This is a genomic window from Paraburkholderia sp. Ac-20340, from assembly GCF_017104965.1.
Lineage (GTDB): Bacteria > Pseudomonadota > Gammaproteobacteria > Burkholderiales > Burkholderiaceae > Paraburkholderia.
Map to the genome: position 1 here is coordinate 14,617 of NZ_JAAGPR010000019.1, position 13,517 is coordinate 28,133.

A 13,517-nucleotide genomic window follows, 5' to 3' on the forward strand; every position below is an offset into this window, starting at 1 on the left:
CACTTAGACCACGCCCTTGTCGCGCAACGCCGCCACCTGCGCGCCGTCATAGCCGAGCACCTCGCGCAGCACCGCTTCGGTATGTTCGCCGAGCGTCGGCGGATGGCCCGCCACCGTGGGCGGCGTCGCGCTCATGCGGATGGGATTGCGCACCAGCCGCGCCGTGCCGCCCGACGGGTGCGGCACATCCACCTGCATCTCGCGCGCGATCACCTGCTCGTTTTCAAACACTTCGGCGAGATTGTTGATCGGCCCGCACGGCACGCCTGCGCCCTCCAGCGCGCCGATCCAGTCGGCCTTGCTGCGCGCGCGGATCAGCTCCGCGAGGATCGGCACCAGCGTGTCGCGATGGCGCACGCGTTCGGGATTGGTCGCGAAACGCACGTCGTCGGCGAGATCCGGGCGGCCCGCCACCTCGACGAACTTGCGGAACTGGCCGTCGTTGCCCACCGCCAGAATGATCCAGCTATCGCGGGTCTGGAACGCCTGATACGGCACGATATTCGGATGCGCGTTGCCCCAGCGCGCGGGCGGATTGCCGCTCGCGAGGAAGTTCGAATTCATGTTGGCGAGCATCGCCACCTGCACGTCGAGCAGCGCCATGTCGATGTACTGGCCCGCGCCCGTGCGGTCGCGATGCGTGAGCGCCGTGAGGACGGCGACGGTCGCGTACATGCCGGTCATCAGATCGGCGATCGCCACGCCCGCCTTCTGCGGGCCGCCGCCGGGCAGGGCGTCGCGCTCGCCGGTGATGCTCATGAAGCCGCCCATGCCCTGCACGATGAAGTCGTAACCGGCACGCGACGCATACGGGCCGGTCTGGCCGAAGCCCGTCACCGAGCAGTAGACGATGTCGGGCTTCACTTCGCGCAGCGAGTCGTAATCGAGCCCGTACTTTTTGAGCTGCCCGGCCTTGTAGTTCTCCAGCACGACGTCGCTTTGCGCGGCCAGTTCGCGCACGATGCGCTGGCCTTCGGGCGTGGCGATATCGACGCTCACCGAGCGCTTGTTGCGGTTCGCCGCGAGGTAATACGCGGCTTCCGCCGTATCTTCGCCAGCGGGCGTTTTCAGGTACGGCGGCCCCCAGTGGCGCGTGTCGTCGCCGGCGCCCGGGCGCTCCACCTTGATCACGTCGGCGCCGAAATCGGCGAGAGTCTGCGCGCACCACGGCCCGGCAAGGACGCGGGTGAGATCGAGTACGCGGATGTGGCTCAGAGCGCCCATGCGATGTCTTCCAATGTCGTTTTACGTAGGACTCGCCGATGCCGGCGGCCGGTTGAGGCCCATCTTAAGCGATCCGCACGCTGCATGGTAAATTTCGGTACAAGGTTTCGCACAGCGGAACCTGGCGTGCCGAAGATGATCCGTGACAGGCCGCTGTCGCAAGCGCGCCAACCGCGCCGAGCGGGCCGCCGCGAGCGTGCGGCGATCCCGTATAATCGTTCGATTCAGCATCACGGAAACTGCGCGTTTCCGTGTTCAAACAAGATTCAGCACTGACGCCCCGAAGGTAAATACAGCACGCCATGAAAGCCTCCGAAATCCGCGAGAAATTCCTCAAGTTCTTCGAGTCGAAGGGCCACACGATCGTGCGCTCGTCGAGCCTCGTGCCGGGCAACGACCCCACCTTGCTCTTTACCAATTCGGGCATGGTGCAGTTCAAGGACGTGTTCCTCGGCGCCGAATCGCGCCCGTACTCGCGCGCCACGACCGCGCAGCGCAGCGTGCGCGCAGGCGGCAAGCACAACGACCTCGAAAACGTCGGCTACACCGCGCGCCACCACACGTTCTTCGAGATGCTCGGCAACTTCTCGTTCGGCGACTACTTCAAGCGCGACGCGATCCACTACTGCTGGGAACTGCTGACCAAGGTCTACGCGCTGCCCGCGGACAAGCTCACGGTCACGGTCTATCAGGAAGACGACGAAGCGTTCGACATCTGGGCGAAGGAAATCGGCGTGCCGGTCGAGCGCATCATCCGCATCGGCGACAACAAGGGCTCGCGTTACGCGTCGGACAATTTCTGGCAGATGGCCGACACCGGCCCCTGCGGTCCGTGCTCGGAAGTGTTCTACGACCACGGCCCGGAAATCTGGGGCGGCCCTCCGGGCTCGCCTGAAGAAGACGGCGACCGCTTCATCGAGATCTGGAATCTCGTGTTCATGCAGTTCAACCGTGATGCGCAAGGCAACATGACGCCGCTGCCCAAGCAGTGCGTCGACACGGGCATGGGTCTGGAGCGTCTGGCCGCCGTGCTGCAGCACGTGCACAGCAACTACGAAATCGACCTGTTCCAGAACCTGATCAAGGCCGCTGCGCGCGAAACCGGCATCAGCGATCTGGAAAACAACTCGTTGAAGGTGATCGCCGATCACATCCGCGCTTGCTCGTTCCTGATCGTCGACGGCGTGATTCCGGGCAACGAAGGCCGCGGCTACGTGCTGCGCCGTATCGTGCGCCGCGCGATCCGCCACGGTTACAAGCTCGGCAAGAAGGGTTCGTTCTTCCACAAGCTGGTGAACGATCTGGTCGCGGAAATGGGCGCGGCTTACCCGGAACTGACCGAAGCGCAGCAACGCGTGACGGACGTTCTGCGTCAGGAAGAAGAGCGCTTCTTCGAAACCATCGAACACGGCATGTCGATTCTCGACGCCGCGCTGGCCGATCTCGATTCGAAGGGCGGCAAGACGCTCGACGGCGAACTCGCATTCAAGCTGCACGACACCTACGGCTTCCCGCTCGACCTTACCGCCGACGTCTGCCGCGAGCGTAACGTCACGGTCGACGAAGCGGCCTTCGACGAAGCCATGGCACGCCAGCGCGAACAGGCGCGTGCGGCCGGCAAGTTCAAGATGGCCGCGGGCCTCGAATACTCGGGCGCGAAGACCACGTTCCACGGCTACGAAGAAATCGCTTTCGACGATGCCAAGGTGGTCGCGCTTTACGTTGACGGCGCATCGGTCAACGAAGTGAAGGCCGGCCAGGACGCCGTGGTCGTGCTCGACCACACGCCGTTCTACGCGGAATCGGGCGGCCAGGTGGGCGACCAGGGCGTGATCTCGAACGCGAGCATCCGCTTCGCCGTCGCCGACACGCTCAAGGTTCAAGCCGACGTTTCGGGTCACCACGGCACGCTGGAACAAGGCACGCTCAAGGTGGGCGACGTCGTGAAGGCGGAAATCGACGCGGTGCGCCGCGCCCGCACGCAGCGCAACCACTCGGCGACCCACCTGATGCACAAGGCGCTGCGTGAAGTGCTGGGCGCGCACGTGCAGCAGAAGGGCTCGCTCGTCGACGCGGACAAGACCCGCTTCGACTTCGCCCACAACGCGCCGATGACCGACGACGAAATCCGTCGCGTCGAACAGATCGTCAACGCGGAAGTGCTGGCCAACGCGCCGGGCATCGTGCGCGTGATGTCCTACGACGACGCGGTGAAGGGCGGCGCCATGGCGCTGTTCGGCGAAAAGTACGGCGACGAAGTGCGCGTGCTGGACCTCGGCTTCTCGCGCGAACTCTGCGGCGGCACGCACGTGCATCGCAGCGGCGACATCGGTCTGTTCAAGATCGTGATGGAAGGCGGCGTGGCAGCGGGCATCCGCCGCGTGGAGGCGATCACGGGCGATAACGCCGTGCGCTTCGTGCAGGACCTCGACGCGCGCATCAACGCAGCGGCCGCGGCGCTGAAGGCTCAGCCTTCGGAACTGACGCAACGCATCGGCCAGGTGCAGGATCAGGTCAAGGCGCTGGAGAAGGAACTGGGCGCGCTCAAGTCGAAGATGGCGTCGAGCCAGGGCGACGAGCTCGCCGGCCAGGCCATCGAAGTGAACGGCGTGCACGTGCTCGCCGCCACGCTCGAAGGCGCAGATTCCAAGACGCTGCGCGAAACCGTCGACAAGCTTAAGGACAAGCTCAAGAGCGCGGCGATCGTGCTGGCGGCCGTCGAAGGCGGCAAGGTCAGCCTGATCGCAGGCGTGACCGCCGAGGCCAGCAAGAAGGTCAAGGCCGGCGAACTGGTGAACTTCGTTGCCCAGCAGGTGGGCGGCAAGGGCGGTGGCCGTCCGGACATGGCGCAGGCTGGTGGCACGGAACCGGCGAACCTGCCGGGCGCGCTCGCAGGCGTGAAGGGCTGGGTCGAAGCGAAGCTGTAAGCGCTCAGACTTGCCGTTAGAAAAGGGCTGCTCGAAAGAGCGGCCCTTTTTGTTTGGCGCGCCGGGCGCTCATGCCGTGGCGATGTCGGCCGGCGCGGGCGTTTCGCGGCTGGCGTGTTCCAGCAGCGCCGATTTCAGCGCATCGAGCGCCGGCGAAAAATGCCCGCGCCGCCACACGAGCAAGGTATCGATACGGCCAAGCTTGCCGAGCGAATGAATCGTGATGTCGTCGGCGCTGCGTTGCAGATCGAGCACCGAACGCGGCGCGACCGCCACACCCGCGCCCGCCGCCACGCAGGCGACGATCGCGTGATACGACGCCAGCTCCAGCACGCGCGTGGGCCGGATGCCGTGCTCCAGATACCACGCCTCCACGTAGCTGCGATACGCGCAGCCGCGCTCGAACGCCACTAGCGTCGACAGCGCGACATCGCCGGGCTGGCGGATCGGCCGATGCCCGCGCGGCGTGATCATCACCAGTTCCTCGCGATAGACCGGCACGCATTCGAACACCTCGGCGTCGGGCGTACCGGCCAGCGGCGTGGCGATCAGCGCGGCATCGACTTCGAATTCGCGCAGACGCTCGATCAGACACCCAGTCGTACCGGTTTCGAGTTCGAGCGTAACCTCGGGCCAGCTCTGGTGATAGCGCGCCAGCACGCCAGGCAGGCGGCTTGCCGCGACGCTTTCCATCGTGCCCAGGCGCAGCCGCCCGGACGGACGCCCGGCCTTGAGCGCGTGGCGCGCTTCATCGGCGAGCGCGAGCAGGCGTTCGGCGTAGGGCAGCAGCGTTTCGCCCGCGGGCGTGAGTACGAGCCGGCGGCCATCGCGCGTAAAGAGCGGCGTGCCAAGCTGTTCTTCTAGCTGCTTGATGCGCGTGGTGACGTTCGACTGCACGCGGTTGAGCTTGGCGGCGGCGCGCGTCACGCCGTTTTCGCGCACCACGGCACGGAAGATCGCCAGCGCGGCCAGATCCATGATTCTCTCCTCGGGATGGATTGGATCATCATAATTCATTTTTCGTGAACGGTTGGCTTGACTAAGATGATCGGAACGGTGTCGTGCGCGATGCCGCTCATCCTCTGTTTTGTCCCTGTATTTGTCCCTGTTTGAATCGCCGATCATGACTAACGCTGCTTCTGACGTGAACGCTCGACCCAGCGCTTCGGATGCGCCGCTGACGCACCCGCAGCACCGTCCCCACGAGGCGCGCCGCGCCGCGCTGGCCTGCATGCTGACGCTGGCGGCGGCGCTCGGCATCGGGCGCTTTGCGTTCACGCCGCTGCTGCCGCTGATGCTGCATGGCGGCGGACTGGACTTGCGCCACGGCAGCTGGCTGGCGTCGCTGAATTACGCGGGCTATTTCGTCGGCGCGATGGGGTGTGCGGCGCTGCGCTTCGCACCGGCGCGAGTGGTGCGCGCCGGGCTGGTGGCGACGGCGCTGCTCACCGTCGTCATGGGCGTGACGCAGCAGTTCTGGCTCTGGGCGATCGTGCGTTTCGTGGCTGGCGCGGTGAGCGCGGCGACCTTCGTGTTCGCGTCGCAATGGGGCTTGCGGCGGCTTACGCAACTCGGCGCGCATGCGTGGAGCGGCGTGATCTACACGGGGCCTGGCGTGGGTATCGTGGCGACGGGTTTGCTGGTCAGCGCGGCTGGCGGCCTGGGCGCGCGGGCAGGATGGATCGGCTTCGGACTCGTGTGCGCGCTGATCGTCGCGATCGTCTGGCCGGTGTTCGTCGAAACGCCGCCGGTCGCGCCTGCTGCCGCGGCAACGGCAAACCCGGCGAGCGCGCAGAGCAGCACCCGGGCAAGTCGCGCCGATGCCTTCTGGCTCGTCGCGCTCTATGGCGTGCCCGGTTTCGGCTACATCATCACGGCGACCTTCCTGCCGGTGATCGCCCGCCATGCGTTGCCGGGATCGATCTGGCCCGACCTGTTCTGGCCGATGTTCGGTGCGGCGCTGATCGTCGGGGCGTTGTGTGCGGCGCGTTTGCCGCTGCATTGGGACAACCGCTTGCTGCTCGCCGCGTGCTATGTGCTGCAGGCGCTTGGCATTGCGTCGGGCATCGTCTGGCCGAATGCGCTGGGTTTTTCGCTCGGCAGCGTGCTGATCGGTTTGCCGTTCACGGCGATCACGCTGTTCGCGATGCGCGAAGCGCGCATCATGCGTGGCGATCATGCCGCCGCGCTGATGGGTTACGCGACGGGCGCGTATGGAATCGGCCAGATTCTCGGGCCGCTGGTAGCCGCGCCGCTTGCTGCGTCGAGCGGATCGTTTTCGCCATCCTTGTGGCTGGCGGCGCTGACGCTGGTGGCGGGCGCGGCGGGGCTGGTGTGGCGCACGGTGCGATCGGGCCAACAAGTTCGATAAGTCCAATAAGGCCCACGAACCGGCGCACCCGGAAAAGCCGTCCCGCGAAGGACGGCTTTTTGCGCTTAACGGAAGTAGTAGTGGACGCCCACCGTGAAGCTGTTGTTATTCCAGCTCGTGTTTTTCGAACTGGCGTGATCCGCCGTCCATTCCGCGGCCACGCCAAGATTGCGCGTGACGGCGTATTCCGCGCCCAGACCCCAGTGCGGACGCGTGGAAGGCCAGTCGACCGTGAAGCCCGCGCGCGCATACGGCATGATCCGGCCGATCGGCATGCCGATCTTCGCGTCGACACCGCCGTCCTTGAAGGTCGCGGAACCGTGATGGAAATCGGCGAAGGCTTCGGCGCCGATCATCAGCGAACCGACATCGACACCGTAGCCTAGCGTCAGGCCCGGGAACAGGGTAGTGTGCGTCGGTTTGTTGACCGCGCCCGAAGCATTCGAGATATTCGCGCCGACCTTGAAACCCGCGTAAGGGCCCGCAAACAGGCTGCTGCTGCCCGTGGCGTAATCGAACGGCTTTGCAGGCGCGTCCGCATGGGCGAGCGACATGCACGATGCCAGGGAAATAATAAGGATGCCAAACAGTTTCTTCGAAAGCATGATGCGTTGAGGTAATCCAGCGAATTCAGGCGTTGTTGCCTCGCCGATAACGCTGGGCATTTCGCGACGGTGCACATTCGAGACGTCAACAAATGTCAGGCTTCGACGTTACGCGGCAACGCACGATTGCGCCCCTGAAAACTCGCGCTCGCACGCTGTCATCGATAGCGCACTAAAATAGCCGCTTCGTGCTTTTTTGCGCCTTCCATCGATCCATGAGCGATTATCAGTTTTGCCCGCGCTGCGCCTCGCGTCTCGTCGAGCGCGCCGACCCCGCCCACGAGGGCGGCCGTGTGCGCCTGGCCTGTCCCGATACCGTCTGCGCCTACGTGCACTGGAACAATCCGCTGCCGGTCGTGGCGGCCATCGTCGAATATGAAGGGCGCATCCTGCTGGCGCGCAACGCCGCCTGGCCGGAAGGCATGTTCGCGCTGATCACGGGTTTCCTCGAAAACGGCGAGACGCCGGAAGAGGGCATCGCCCGCGAAGTGCTGGAAGAAACCGCGCTGCACGCGCAGAGCGTCGAGTTGATCGGCGTTTATGAGTTCATCCGCAAGAACGAACTGATCATTGCGTATCACGTGAAGGCGTCGGGCACGGTGTCGCTGTCGCCCGAACTGCTGGAATACCGTCTTGTCGAGCCCGCGAAGCTGCGTCCCTGGCGCGCGGGCACGGGGCAGGCGCTCGGTGAGTGGATGCGCCGACGCGGCCTGCCGTTCGAATTCGTCGAGCGTCCCGGCGACTGAGCGCCGCTGCATTTACTGACGAATTACGCGCGCCTTCGTCTGCCCGGTCTGCCTCGATTCTCTTTCTGAACTTCGTCCCTACGATCCGATGAACCGACCCGTCGCCATTGCCCGCTCCGACTATCGCCACTTCCTGTCCATCACCACGCGCTGGATGGATAACGACGTCTACGGCCACGTCAACAACGTCGTCTATTACAGCTACTTCGACACCGTCGTGAACGAGTACCTGATCCGTGCCGGCGCGCTCGATGTCGAGCATGGCCAGACGATCGGGCTGGTGGTCGAGACCCAGTGCAACTACTTCGCGCCGCTGGTGTTTCCGGAGCGTGTCGAAGCGGGTTTGCGCGTGGCGCGTCTGGGTTCGTCGAGCGTGCGCTACGAGGTGGGTCTCTTTCGCGAAGGCGAAAGCACGCCCGCTGCGCAGGGGCATTTCGTGCACGTCTATGTCGATCGCGAAACGCGCCGGCCGGTGAGCGCGCTGCCCGAAGCGTTGCGCGCCGCGCTTGCGCCGCTCGCGCTTGCGCCGCTCGCGCTTGCCGCCACGGACGGCTGACGCGTTCCGGTTGCTGCCCGTGCAGGCCTTCGTTATCGATACGCTCAACGGCGCGAGCTACGGCTTGCTGCTGTTCATGCTGTCCGCCGGACTGACGCTGATCTTCAGCATGCTCGGCGTGCTCAACTTCGCGCATGCGAGCTTCTACATGCTCGGCGCGTATCTGGGCGTGACGCTCGCGGGGAGCTTCGGTTTTGGCTGGGCGCTGGTGCTCGCGCCGCTGCTGGCGGGACTCGCGGGCGCCGTGTTCGAGGTGGCGCTGCTGCGGCGCGCGCGACCGGGCGGGCCGCTCAATGCGCTGCTGCTGACCTTCGGCGCGGCGTGGGCGATCGGCGAACTGGTCAAGCTGGGCTGGGGGCTTCAGCCGCTCGCCGCGGCCGTGCCTGGCTGGCTCGACGGTGCGCTGTTCACCTACGGCGGCGCGGCGTTTTCGCGTTATCGCGCTTTCACGATGGCCGTGGCCGTGGCGATGTTCGCGCTGATCTTCGCCGCGCTGCGCGTCTCGCGCACGGGGCTGGTGGTGCGCGCCGCGCTCACGCATGCCCAGGCCGTGGAAGCGCTCGGCCATAACGTGCCGCGCGTGCAGACGCTGGTGTTCGCGCTCGGCACCGCGCTCGCGGCGCTGGCAGGCGCAGTGGCCGCGCCGCTCTTCGTCGTCGAACCGGCGATGGCCGAATCGGTCGGCTCGATCATCTTCGTGGTGGTGGTGACGGGCGGGCTCGGTTCGCTGGGCGGCGCGCTGCTCGCGTCGCTCGCAGTGGGCTGGCTGCAGACCTTCGCGGTGGCGAGCGATGTGTCGTTCGGGGCGCTGGCCACGCGGCTCGGCGTGACGATCGCGCCCGCCTGGAGCGCGCTCACGCTCGCGCAGATCGCGCCGCTGCTGCCGTATCTGCTGATGGTCGCGATGCTGGCCGTGCGCCCGCAAGGGCTGCTCGGACAGCGTGGCGAGGACGCCTGAAGCGCCATGGCCAGCCTCAAAAACAGCACGCGCGCGTCATGGCTCGCATTGGCGGCGTTACTTGCGGTGCCGCCGCTCGTATCGGCGTGGCTTTCGCCGTCTGGCGCGCCGCAAGGCTGGCTGCTCGCGTGTCTCGCCCAGGCCGCGACGATGATTGTGTTCGCGCTCTCCTATAACCTGCTGCTCGGCGAAACCGGGCTGCTTTCGTTCGGCCACGCCGCGCCGGCCGGGCTGGGCGCGCTGGCGGCGGCGCAGGTCTTCAACCATGTCGGCCTGCCTTTGCCGCTTTTGCCGATCATCGGCGGTGCGGCGGGCGCGGCGGTCGGCGCATTGATCGCGCTGGTTGCGGCACGACGCGCGGGCACGGCCTTCGCGATGATCACGCTCGGCCTTGGCGAACTCGTGGCCGCCGCCGCGTGGGCGCTGCCCGACTGGTTCGGCGGCGAAGCCGGTGTGGGCATCGATCGCGCGAGCGGCCCAGCCATCTTCGGCTGGACCTTCGGCCCGGATCGCCAGGCGTACTGCGTGATCGCCGTCTGGTGTCTCGCGGCGAGCGCCGCAATCTACGCGATCTCGCGCACGCCTTATGCGCGCCTCGCCAACGCCGTGCGCGACAACCCGCTGCGCTGCGCCGCACTGGGCGCGTCGCCTGCGCGCGTGCGGGCCACGATGATCGTGCTGGGCGCCTGCTTCGCGGGCGTGGCGGGCACGCTTGCGCTCATCAATGTCGAACTGGCCGCTGCGGAGAGCGTGGGCATGACGCGCTCCGCCGCCGTGCTGATCGCGACGATGACGGGCGGCGCGTCGTCGTTCTTCGGCCCTGTGCTGGGCGCGCTCGTCTGGGTGGCCTTCAGCGTGGGCGTGGCGAGCGTCTCGCGCGCGTGGATGCTTTACGTGGGGCTCTTTTTTATCGTCGTGGTGTTGACGGCGCCGGATGGACTCGCGGGTGTGGTGGCGCGTCAGCGCGCGACGCTCGCGCAACACGGCTGGCGCCGCTGCCGCACGCACTGGACGATGGTTGCGCTCGCAACGGCATGCGGAACGCTCGCACTCGTGCTGGCGGTGCAGTGGGCTTACGCGCTGCGTTTCGGCGACGACGATCCGGCGGCATGGCTCGTCGCGCTTTCTCCGCGCGCATCGGCGGCGCTCGCCGCGGCCATCGTCGTCTTGTCGATCGCGGCGATAGGGTTGACGCGCCGGGCGCACCGCGCCGCCCGTTCGCTCGCCGACGCGCAAAAGGCGGCCGCATGACGACGCCTGCACTCCAGCTTCGCGGTATCGAAAAGCGCTTTGGCGCGACGCGCGTTCTGCAAGGCGTCGATCTCGACGTGCTGACCAGCGAGCGCCACGCGCTGATCGGCCCGAACGGCGCGGGCAAATCGACACTCTTCAGCCTGATCGCCGGCGAGCGCCGCGCGAGTGCGGGGCGCATTGCCTTGCGTGGCAAGGATGTCACGCGCCTCGCGCCGCCTGCGCGCGCCCGACGCGGCCTCGCGCGCAGCTTCCAGACCACGAGCGTGTTCGCGGGCCTCACGGTGCGCGATAACCTGCGTTGCGCGGTGCTGGCTTCGCTCACCGGCGTAGCGGGTTTCGCCGCGCGCTGGTCAGGCTCCACACGCGCCGATCGCCGCGCCGCGGAACTACTCGACGCACTCGATCTCGCCCACGTGGCCGATCGCGCTGCGGCGACGCTGAGCTACGCCCAGCAACGCGCGCTCGACCTGGGCCTCGCGCTCGCGGGCGGCGCGCACACCTTGCTGCTCGACGAACCCACGGCGGGTATGAACCGCGCCGAAGCCGCGCGCGCCATCGACCTGATCCGCACGATGACGGCGGGCAGAACCGTGCTGCTGATCGAGCACGACATGGACGCGGTGTTCGGTCTGGCCGATCGCGTCTCCGTGCTTGCGCAGGGTCGCGTGATCGCCACTGGCACGCCCGATGCCATTCGCGCCGATGCCGCCGTGCGCGAGGCCTATTTCGGCGCGAATCCGGAGTCGCCCGATGCCTGAATCCGGCACGATGCATCCGCTGCTCGAAGTCGCAAATCTGCGCGCGTGGTACGGCGCGAGCCAGGTGCTGCATGGCGTCGATCTGCGCATCGGCGCGGGCGAAGTGGTGGCGCTGGCGGGGCGCAACGGGTCGGGCCGATCGACCTTTGCCAAGGCGCTGATGTCGATGGTCGCCGCCGACGGCACGCGCCGTTTCGCGGGCACCGATCTCGCGCCGCTGCGCACCTTCGAAGTCGCGCGCGCGGGCCTGGGCTACGTGGCGGAGCAGCGCGACATCTTCCCGACCTTGAGCGTCGACGACAACCTGCGGCTGGGCATGACGAAGCGCCGCGAAGCCACGCGCTTCACGCTCGCCGACGCCCACACGCTGTTCCCGATCCTGCGCGAGCGCCGCGCCGCGCGCGCGGGCGTGCTCTCGGGCGGTGAACAGCAGATGCTGGCGCTGGCGCGCGCACTGCTGGGCAATCCCGCGTTGCTGATCGTCGATGAACCCGCCGAGGGCTTGTCGGCGCCGATGGCCGCGCGCGTCGGCGCGTGTCTGCGCACGCTGCGCGAACGCGGTGTGGCCGTGCTGCTGATCGAGCAGCGTCTTGCGCTCGCGCCGCAACTGGCGGATCGCATCGCGGTGATGGGACATGGGCGCATCGTGTTCGACGGCACGCCAGCGCAACTCGCGCAACGCGAAGACGTGGCGCGCGACTGGCTGGGCGTGGGCTGAACGCGTGCCTCAGCGTAGCGGCTGGGCGACGCGCGAAAGCGCCGTCATCGGCCCGATCTGCGCGAGTGTTGCGAGTTGCTGCGCGTCGCGCACGAATAGCGATCTGGCGAAACCCAGCGCGTTCAGCGAAATGCCTTCGACACGTTCAGCCGAGCGCGGCACGACCAGCATCCAGCGGCGCGTGACCAGCAGGTTGTACGGCGCGCTCTGGTGCGCGAGACCGTCTACATCGATTGCGCCGATGCCTGCTGCGTGCAGCAACGCGCGATAGCACGTGAACGCGGCGTGTCCGGCATCGTTCGCCATGAGATCGAGCGATGCGAACGCATGTTTGAAAGGCAAGGCAACCGAATTATTTGCTACGGATGCCGAATTAAATAACGCTTCGATTGGCGCCCTGAAACCCGAATCGTCGAGCGGCAAAGGCACCGCTTGCAGATGTTTATGCGCCTGGCTCGCGCCAGCTTCCTCGCCGCCGTTGTAGAAGCCGAGCGCATCGCGGCCACGAAGCGCCACGAGCAGAGCCGCGAAATCGGCCTGATCGAGCAGCGCGGTTTGCGGCACGAAGCGGCGCGTGACAATCAGCAGATGATCGTCGATCACGTTGTACTTGTTGAGCAGCGCGACGTGGGTTGGCGAGATGTCGCCGACGCATAGATCGGTTTCGTAAGGCAAAAAGGGATTGCGGCGTGGCGTGTTCGGCGCGCTCGCCGTGGACGCATCCGTGCGCCGCGCCGCTTCCTTGCGCGCAAGGCTCGACACCTGGCGCACGGCGAAGCGCACGCCGTCCTCATCGAGATGCGTGAGCGCGGTTTCGATCGGCTGCAGTGCGCCGCATTGCAGGGCGTGGCGCGTCTGGGCGCGCAGCGCGGGCCAGAGCGTTCGAGTGTCGAGCACCGTCATCGGCATCACGCCTTGTAGCCGATGGCGCGCAGCAGATCCTTGCGCCAGCGCACATCGTCATCGGTTTCGACGCCGAGCGGCGGTGCGCCATCCACCACGCCGACGATGCCGCGTCCCTGATCCGTTTCGGCGATCAGCACCTGCGTGGGATTTGCTGTGGCGCAGAAGATGCGGCACACCTCGGGCACCGCCTTGACGGCGTTGAGCACGTTGACGGGGAAAAACCCATCGCCGAGAAAGACGGTGAAGCTGTGGCCCGCGGCAATGCGCAGTGCGTTGTCCGTGGCCATCGTCACGAGCGCGTCGTTTGTGCCCGAGCGCCGCACCAGCCGCTTGCCCGACGCTTCGCAGAACGCCAGCCCGAAGGCGAGGCCGGGCACCGCGCCGAACAGCGCTTCGTGCAGATCTTCGACGGTTTTGATGAAATGCGACTGGCCGAGAATGAAGTTGGTGTTCTCAGGCTTGACGATATCGACGGTGGACAGTTGCATGGCGCA

Annotated in this window: 13 protein-coding genes; 8 read left to right on the plus strand and 5 right to left on the minus strand. The window is 66.8% G+C overall.

Annotated features, from left to right (window positions below; translation table 11 throughout):
• Window positions 1-3: 3 nt before the first annotated feature.
• The gene (locus G3N59_RS22205; protein ID WP_205984778.1) at window positions 4-1,224 is read right to left on the minus strand and encodes a CaiB/BaiF CoA-transferase family protein; all 1,221 of its coding nucleotides are present in this window, start codon (window positions 1,222-1,224) and stop codon (window positions 4-6) included.
• Between the two features lie 302 nt (window positions 1,225-1,526).
• On the opposite strand from G3N59_RS22205, the gene alaS reads away from it, so the two are divergent.
• Complete coding sequence (gene alaS / locus G3N59_RS22210; RefSeq protein WP_205984779.1) at window positions 1,527-4,151, plus strand: alanine--tRNA ligase; 2,625 nt, start codon at window positions 1,527-1,529, stop codon at window positions 4,149-4,151.
• A gap of 69 nt (window positions 4,152-4,220) precedes the next feature.
• Here alaS and G3N59_RS22215 read toward each other — a convergent pair whose 3' ends face one another.
• The gene (locus G3N59_RS22215; protein ID WP_205984780.1) at window positions 4,221-5,129 is read right to left on the minus strand and encodes a LysR substrate-binding domain-containing protein; all 909 of its coding nucleotides are present in this window, start codon (window positions 5,127-5,129) and stop codon (window positions 4,221-4,223) included.
• Between the two features lie 145 nt (window positions 5,130-5,274).
• Here G3N59_RS22215 and G3N59_RS22220 point away from each other — a divergent pair, with 145 nt between their 5' ends.
• The gene (locus G3N59_RS22220) at window positions 5,275-6,522 is read left to right on the plus strand and encodes a YbfB/YjiJ family MFS transporter (RefSeq protein WP_241023777.1); all 1,248 of its coding nucleotides are present in this window, start codon (window positions 5,275-5,277) and stop codon (window positions 6,520-6,522) included.
• Between the two features lie 65 nt (window positions 6,523-6,587).
• Here the strand turns inward: G3N59_RS22220 and G3N59_RS22225 are convergent, their stop codons facing one another.
• Window positions 6,588-7,076 (minus strand): outer membrane beta-barrel protein, encoded by a 489-nt coding sequence (locus G3N59_RS22225; RefSeq protein ID WP_241023780.1) that lies wholly within the window; start codon window positions 7,074-7,076, stop codon window positions 6,588-6,590.
• Window positions 7,077-7,342: 266 nt separating this feature from the next.
• Between G3N59_RS22225 and G3N59_RS22230 the strand changes: the two genes are divergently transcribed.
• The 6 genes from G3N59_RS22230 (at window position 7,343) to G3N59_RS22255 (ending at window position 12,117) form a co-directional block, all read left to right on the plus strand.
• Window positions 7,343-7,873, plus strand: a complete 531-nt coding sequence (locus G3N59_RS22230; protein ID WP_205984781.1) for an NUDIX domain-containing protein — start codon at window positions 7,343-7,345, stop codon at window positions 7,871-7,873.
• Between the two features lie 88 nt (window positions 7,874-7,961).
• A complete protein-coding gene (locus G3N59_RS22235; RefSeq protein ID WP_205984782.1) occupies window positions 7,962-8,429 on the plus strand; it encodes a thioesterase family protein in 468 nt (155 codons plus the stop codon).
• A gap of 19 nt (window positions 8,430-8,448) precedes the next feature.
• Entirely contained in the window at window positions 8,449-9,387 is a 939-nt protein-coding gene (locus tag G3N59_RS22240) for a branched-chain amino acid ABC transporter permease (protein ID WP_205984783.1), read from the plus strand.
• A gap of 6 nt (window positions 9,388-9,393) precedes the next feature.
• Window positions 9,394-10,638, plus strand: a complete 1,245-nt coding sequence (locus tag G3N59_RS22245) for a branched-chain amino acid ABC transporter permease (RefSeq protein ID WP_205984784.1) — start codon at window positions 9,394-9,396, stop codon at window positions 10,636-10,638.
• Entirely contained in the window at window positions 10,635-11,399 is a 765-nt protein-coding gene (locus G3N59_RS22250; protein ID WP_205984785.1) for an ABC transporter ATP-binding protein, read from the plus strand. The genes G3N59_RS22245 and G3N59_RS22250 overlap by 4 nt, the downstream gene beginning before the upstream one ends.
• Window positions 11,400-11,409: 10 nt before the next feature.
• Window positions 11,410-12,117, plus strand: coding sequence for an ABC transporter ATP-binding protein (locus G3N59_RS22255; protein WP_205985038.1), 708 nt, complete (start codon window positions 11,410-11,412; stop codon window positions 12,115-12,117).
• A 9-nt stretch (window positions 12,118-12,126) separates the two neighbouring features.
• On the opposite strand, the gene G3N59_RS22260 is transcribed toward G3N59_RS22255, so the two are convergent.
• Together G3N59_RS22260 and G3N59_RS22265 are read right to left on the minus strand one after the other, a co-directional pair.
• Complete coding sequence (locus G3N59_RS22260; RefSeq protein WP_241023782.1) at window positions 12,127-13,020, minus strand: DUF4922 domain-containing protein; 894 nt, start codon at window positions 13,018-13,020, stop codon at window positions 12,127-12,129.
• Between the two features lie 5 nt (window positions 13,021-13,025).
• Window positions 13,026-13,511, minus strand: a complete 486-nt coding sequence (locus G3N59_RS22265; RefSeq protein ID WP_205984786.1) for an adenosine-specific kinase — start codon at window positions 13,509-13,511, stop codon at window positions 13,026-13,028.
• Window positions 13,512-13,517 lie beyond the last annotated feature (6 nt).

Excerpts from the sequence above, each read along its gene's own strand:
- G3N59_RS22250 (WP_205984785.1), top strand. The coding sequence starts at position 10,635 with ATGACGACGCCTGCACTCCAGCTTCGCGGTATCGAAAAGCGCTTTGGC.
- G3N59_RS22245 (WP_205984784.1), top strand. The coding sequence starts at position 9,394 with ATGGCCAGCCTCAAAAACAGCACGCGCGCGTCATGGCTCGCATTGGCG.
- G3N59_RS22220 (WP_241023777.1), top strand. The coding sequence starts at position 5,275 with ATGACTAACGCTGCTTCTGACGTGAACGCTCGACCCAGCGCTTCGGAT.
- G3N59_RS22230 (WP_205984781.1), top strand. The coding sequence starts at position 7,343 with ATGAGCGATTATCAGTTTTGCCCGCGCTGCGCCTCGCGTCTCGTCGAG.
- G3N59_RS22255 (WP_205985038.1), top strand. The coding sequence starts at position 11,410 with ATGCATCCGCTGCTCGAAGTCGCAAATCTGCGCGCGTGGTACGGCGCG.
- G3N59_RS22235 (WP_205984782.1), top strand. The coding sequence starts at position 7,962 with ATGAACCGACCCGTCGCCATTGCCCGCTCCGACTATCGCCACTTCCTG.
- alaS (WP_205984779.1), top strand. The coding sequence starts at position 1,527 with ATGAAAGCCTCCGAAATCCGCGAGAAATTCCTCAAGTTCTTCGAGTCG.
- G3N59_RS22265 (WP_205984786.1), bottom strand. The coding sequence starts at position 13,511 with ATGCAACTGTCCACCGTCGATATCGTCAAGCCTGAGAACACCAACTTC.
- G3N59_RS22205 (WP_205984778.1), bottom strand. The coding sequence starts at position 1,224 with ATGGGCGCTCTGAGCCACATCCGCGTACTCGATCTCACCCGCGTCCTT.
- G3N59_RS22260 (WP_241023782.1), bottom strand. The coding sequence starts at position 13,020 with ATGACGGTGCTCGACACTCGAACGCTCTGGCCCGCGCTGCGCGCCCAG.
- G3N59_RS22215 (WP_205984780.1), bottom strand. The coding sequence starts at position 5,129 with ATGGATCTGGCCGCGCTGGCGATCTTCCGTGCCGTGGTGCGCGAAAAC.
- G3N59_RS22225 (WP_241023780.1), bottom strand. The coding sequence starts at position 7,076 with ATGTCGCTCGCCCATGCGGACGCGCCTGCAAAGCCGTTCGATTACGCC.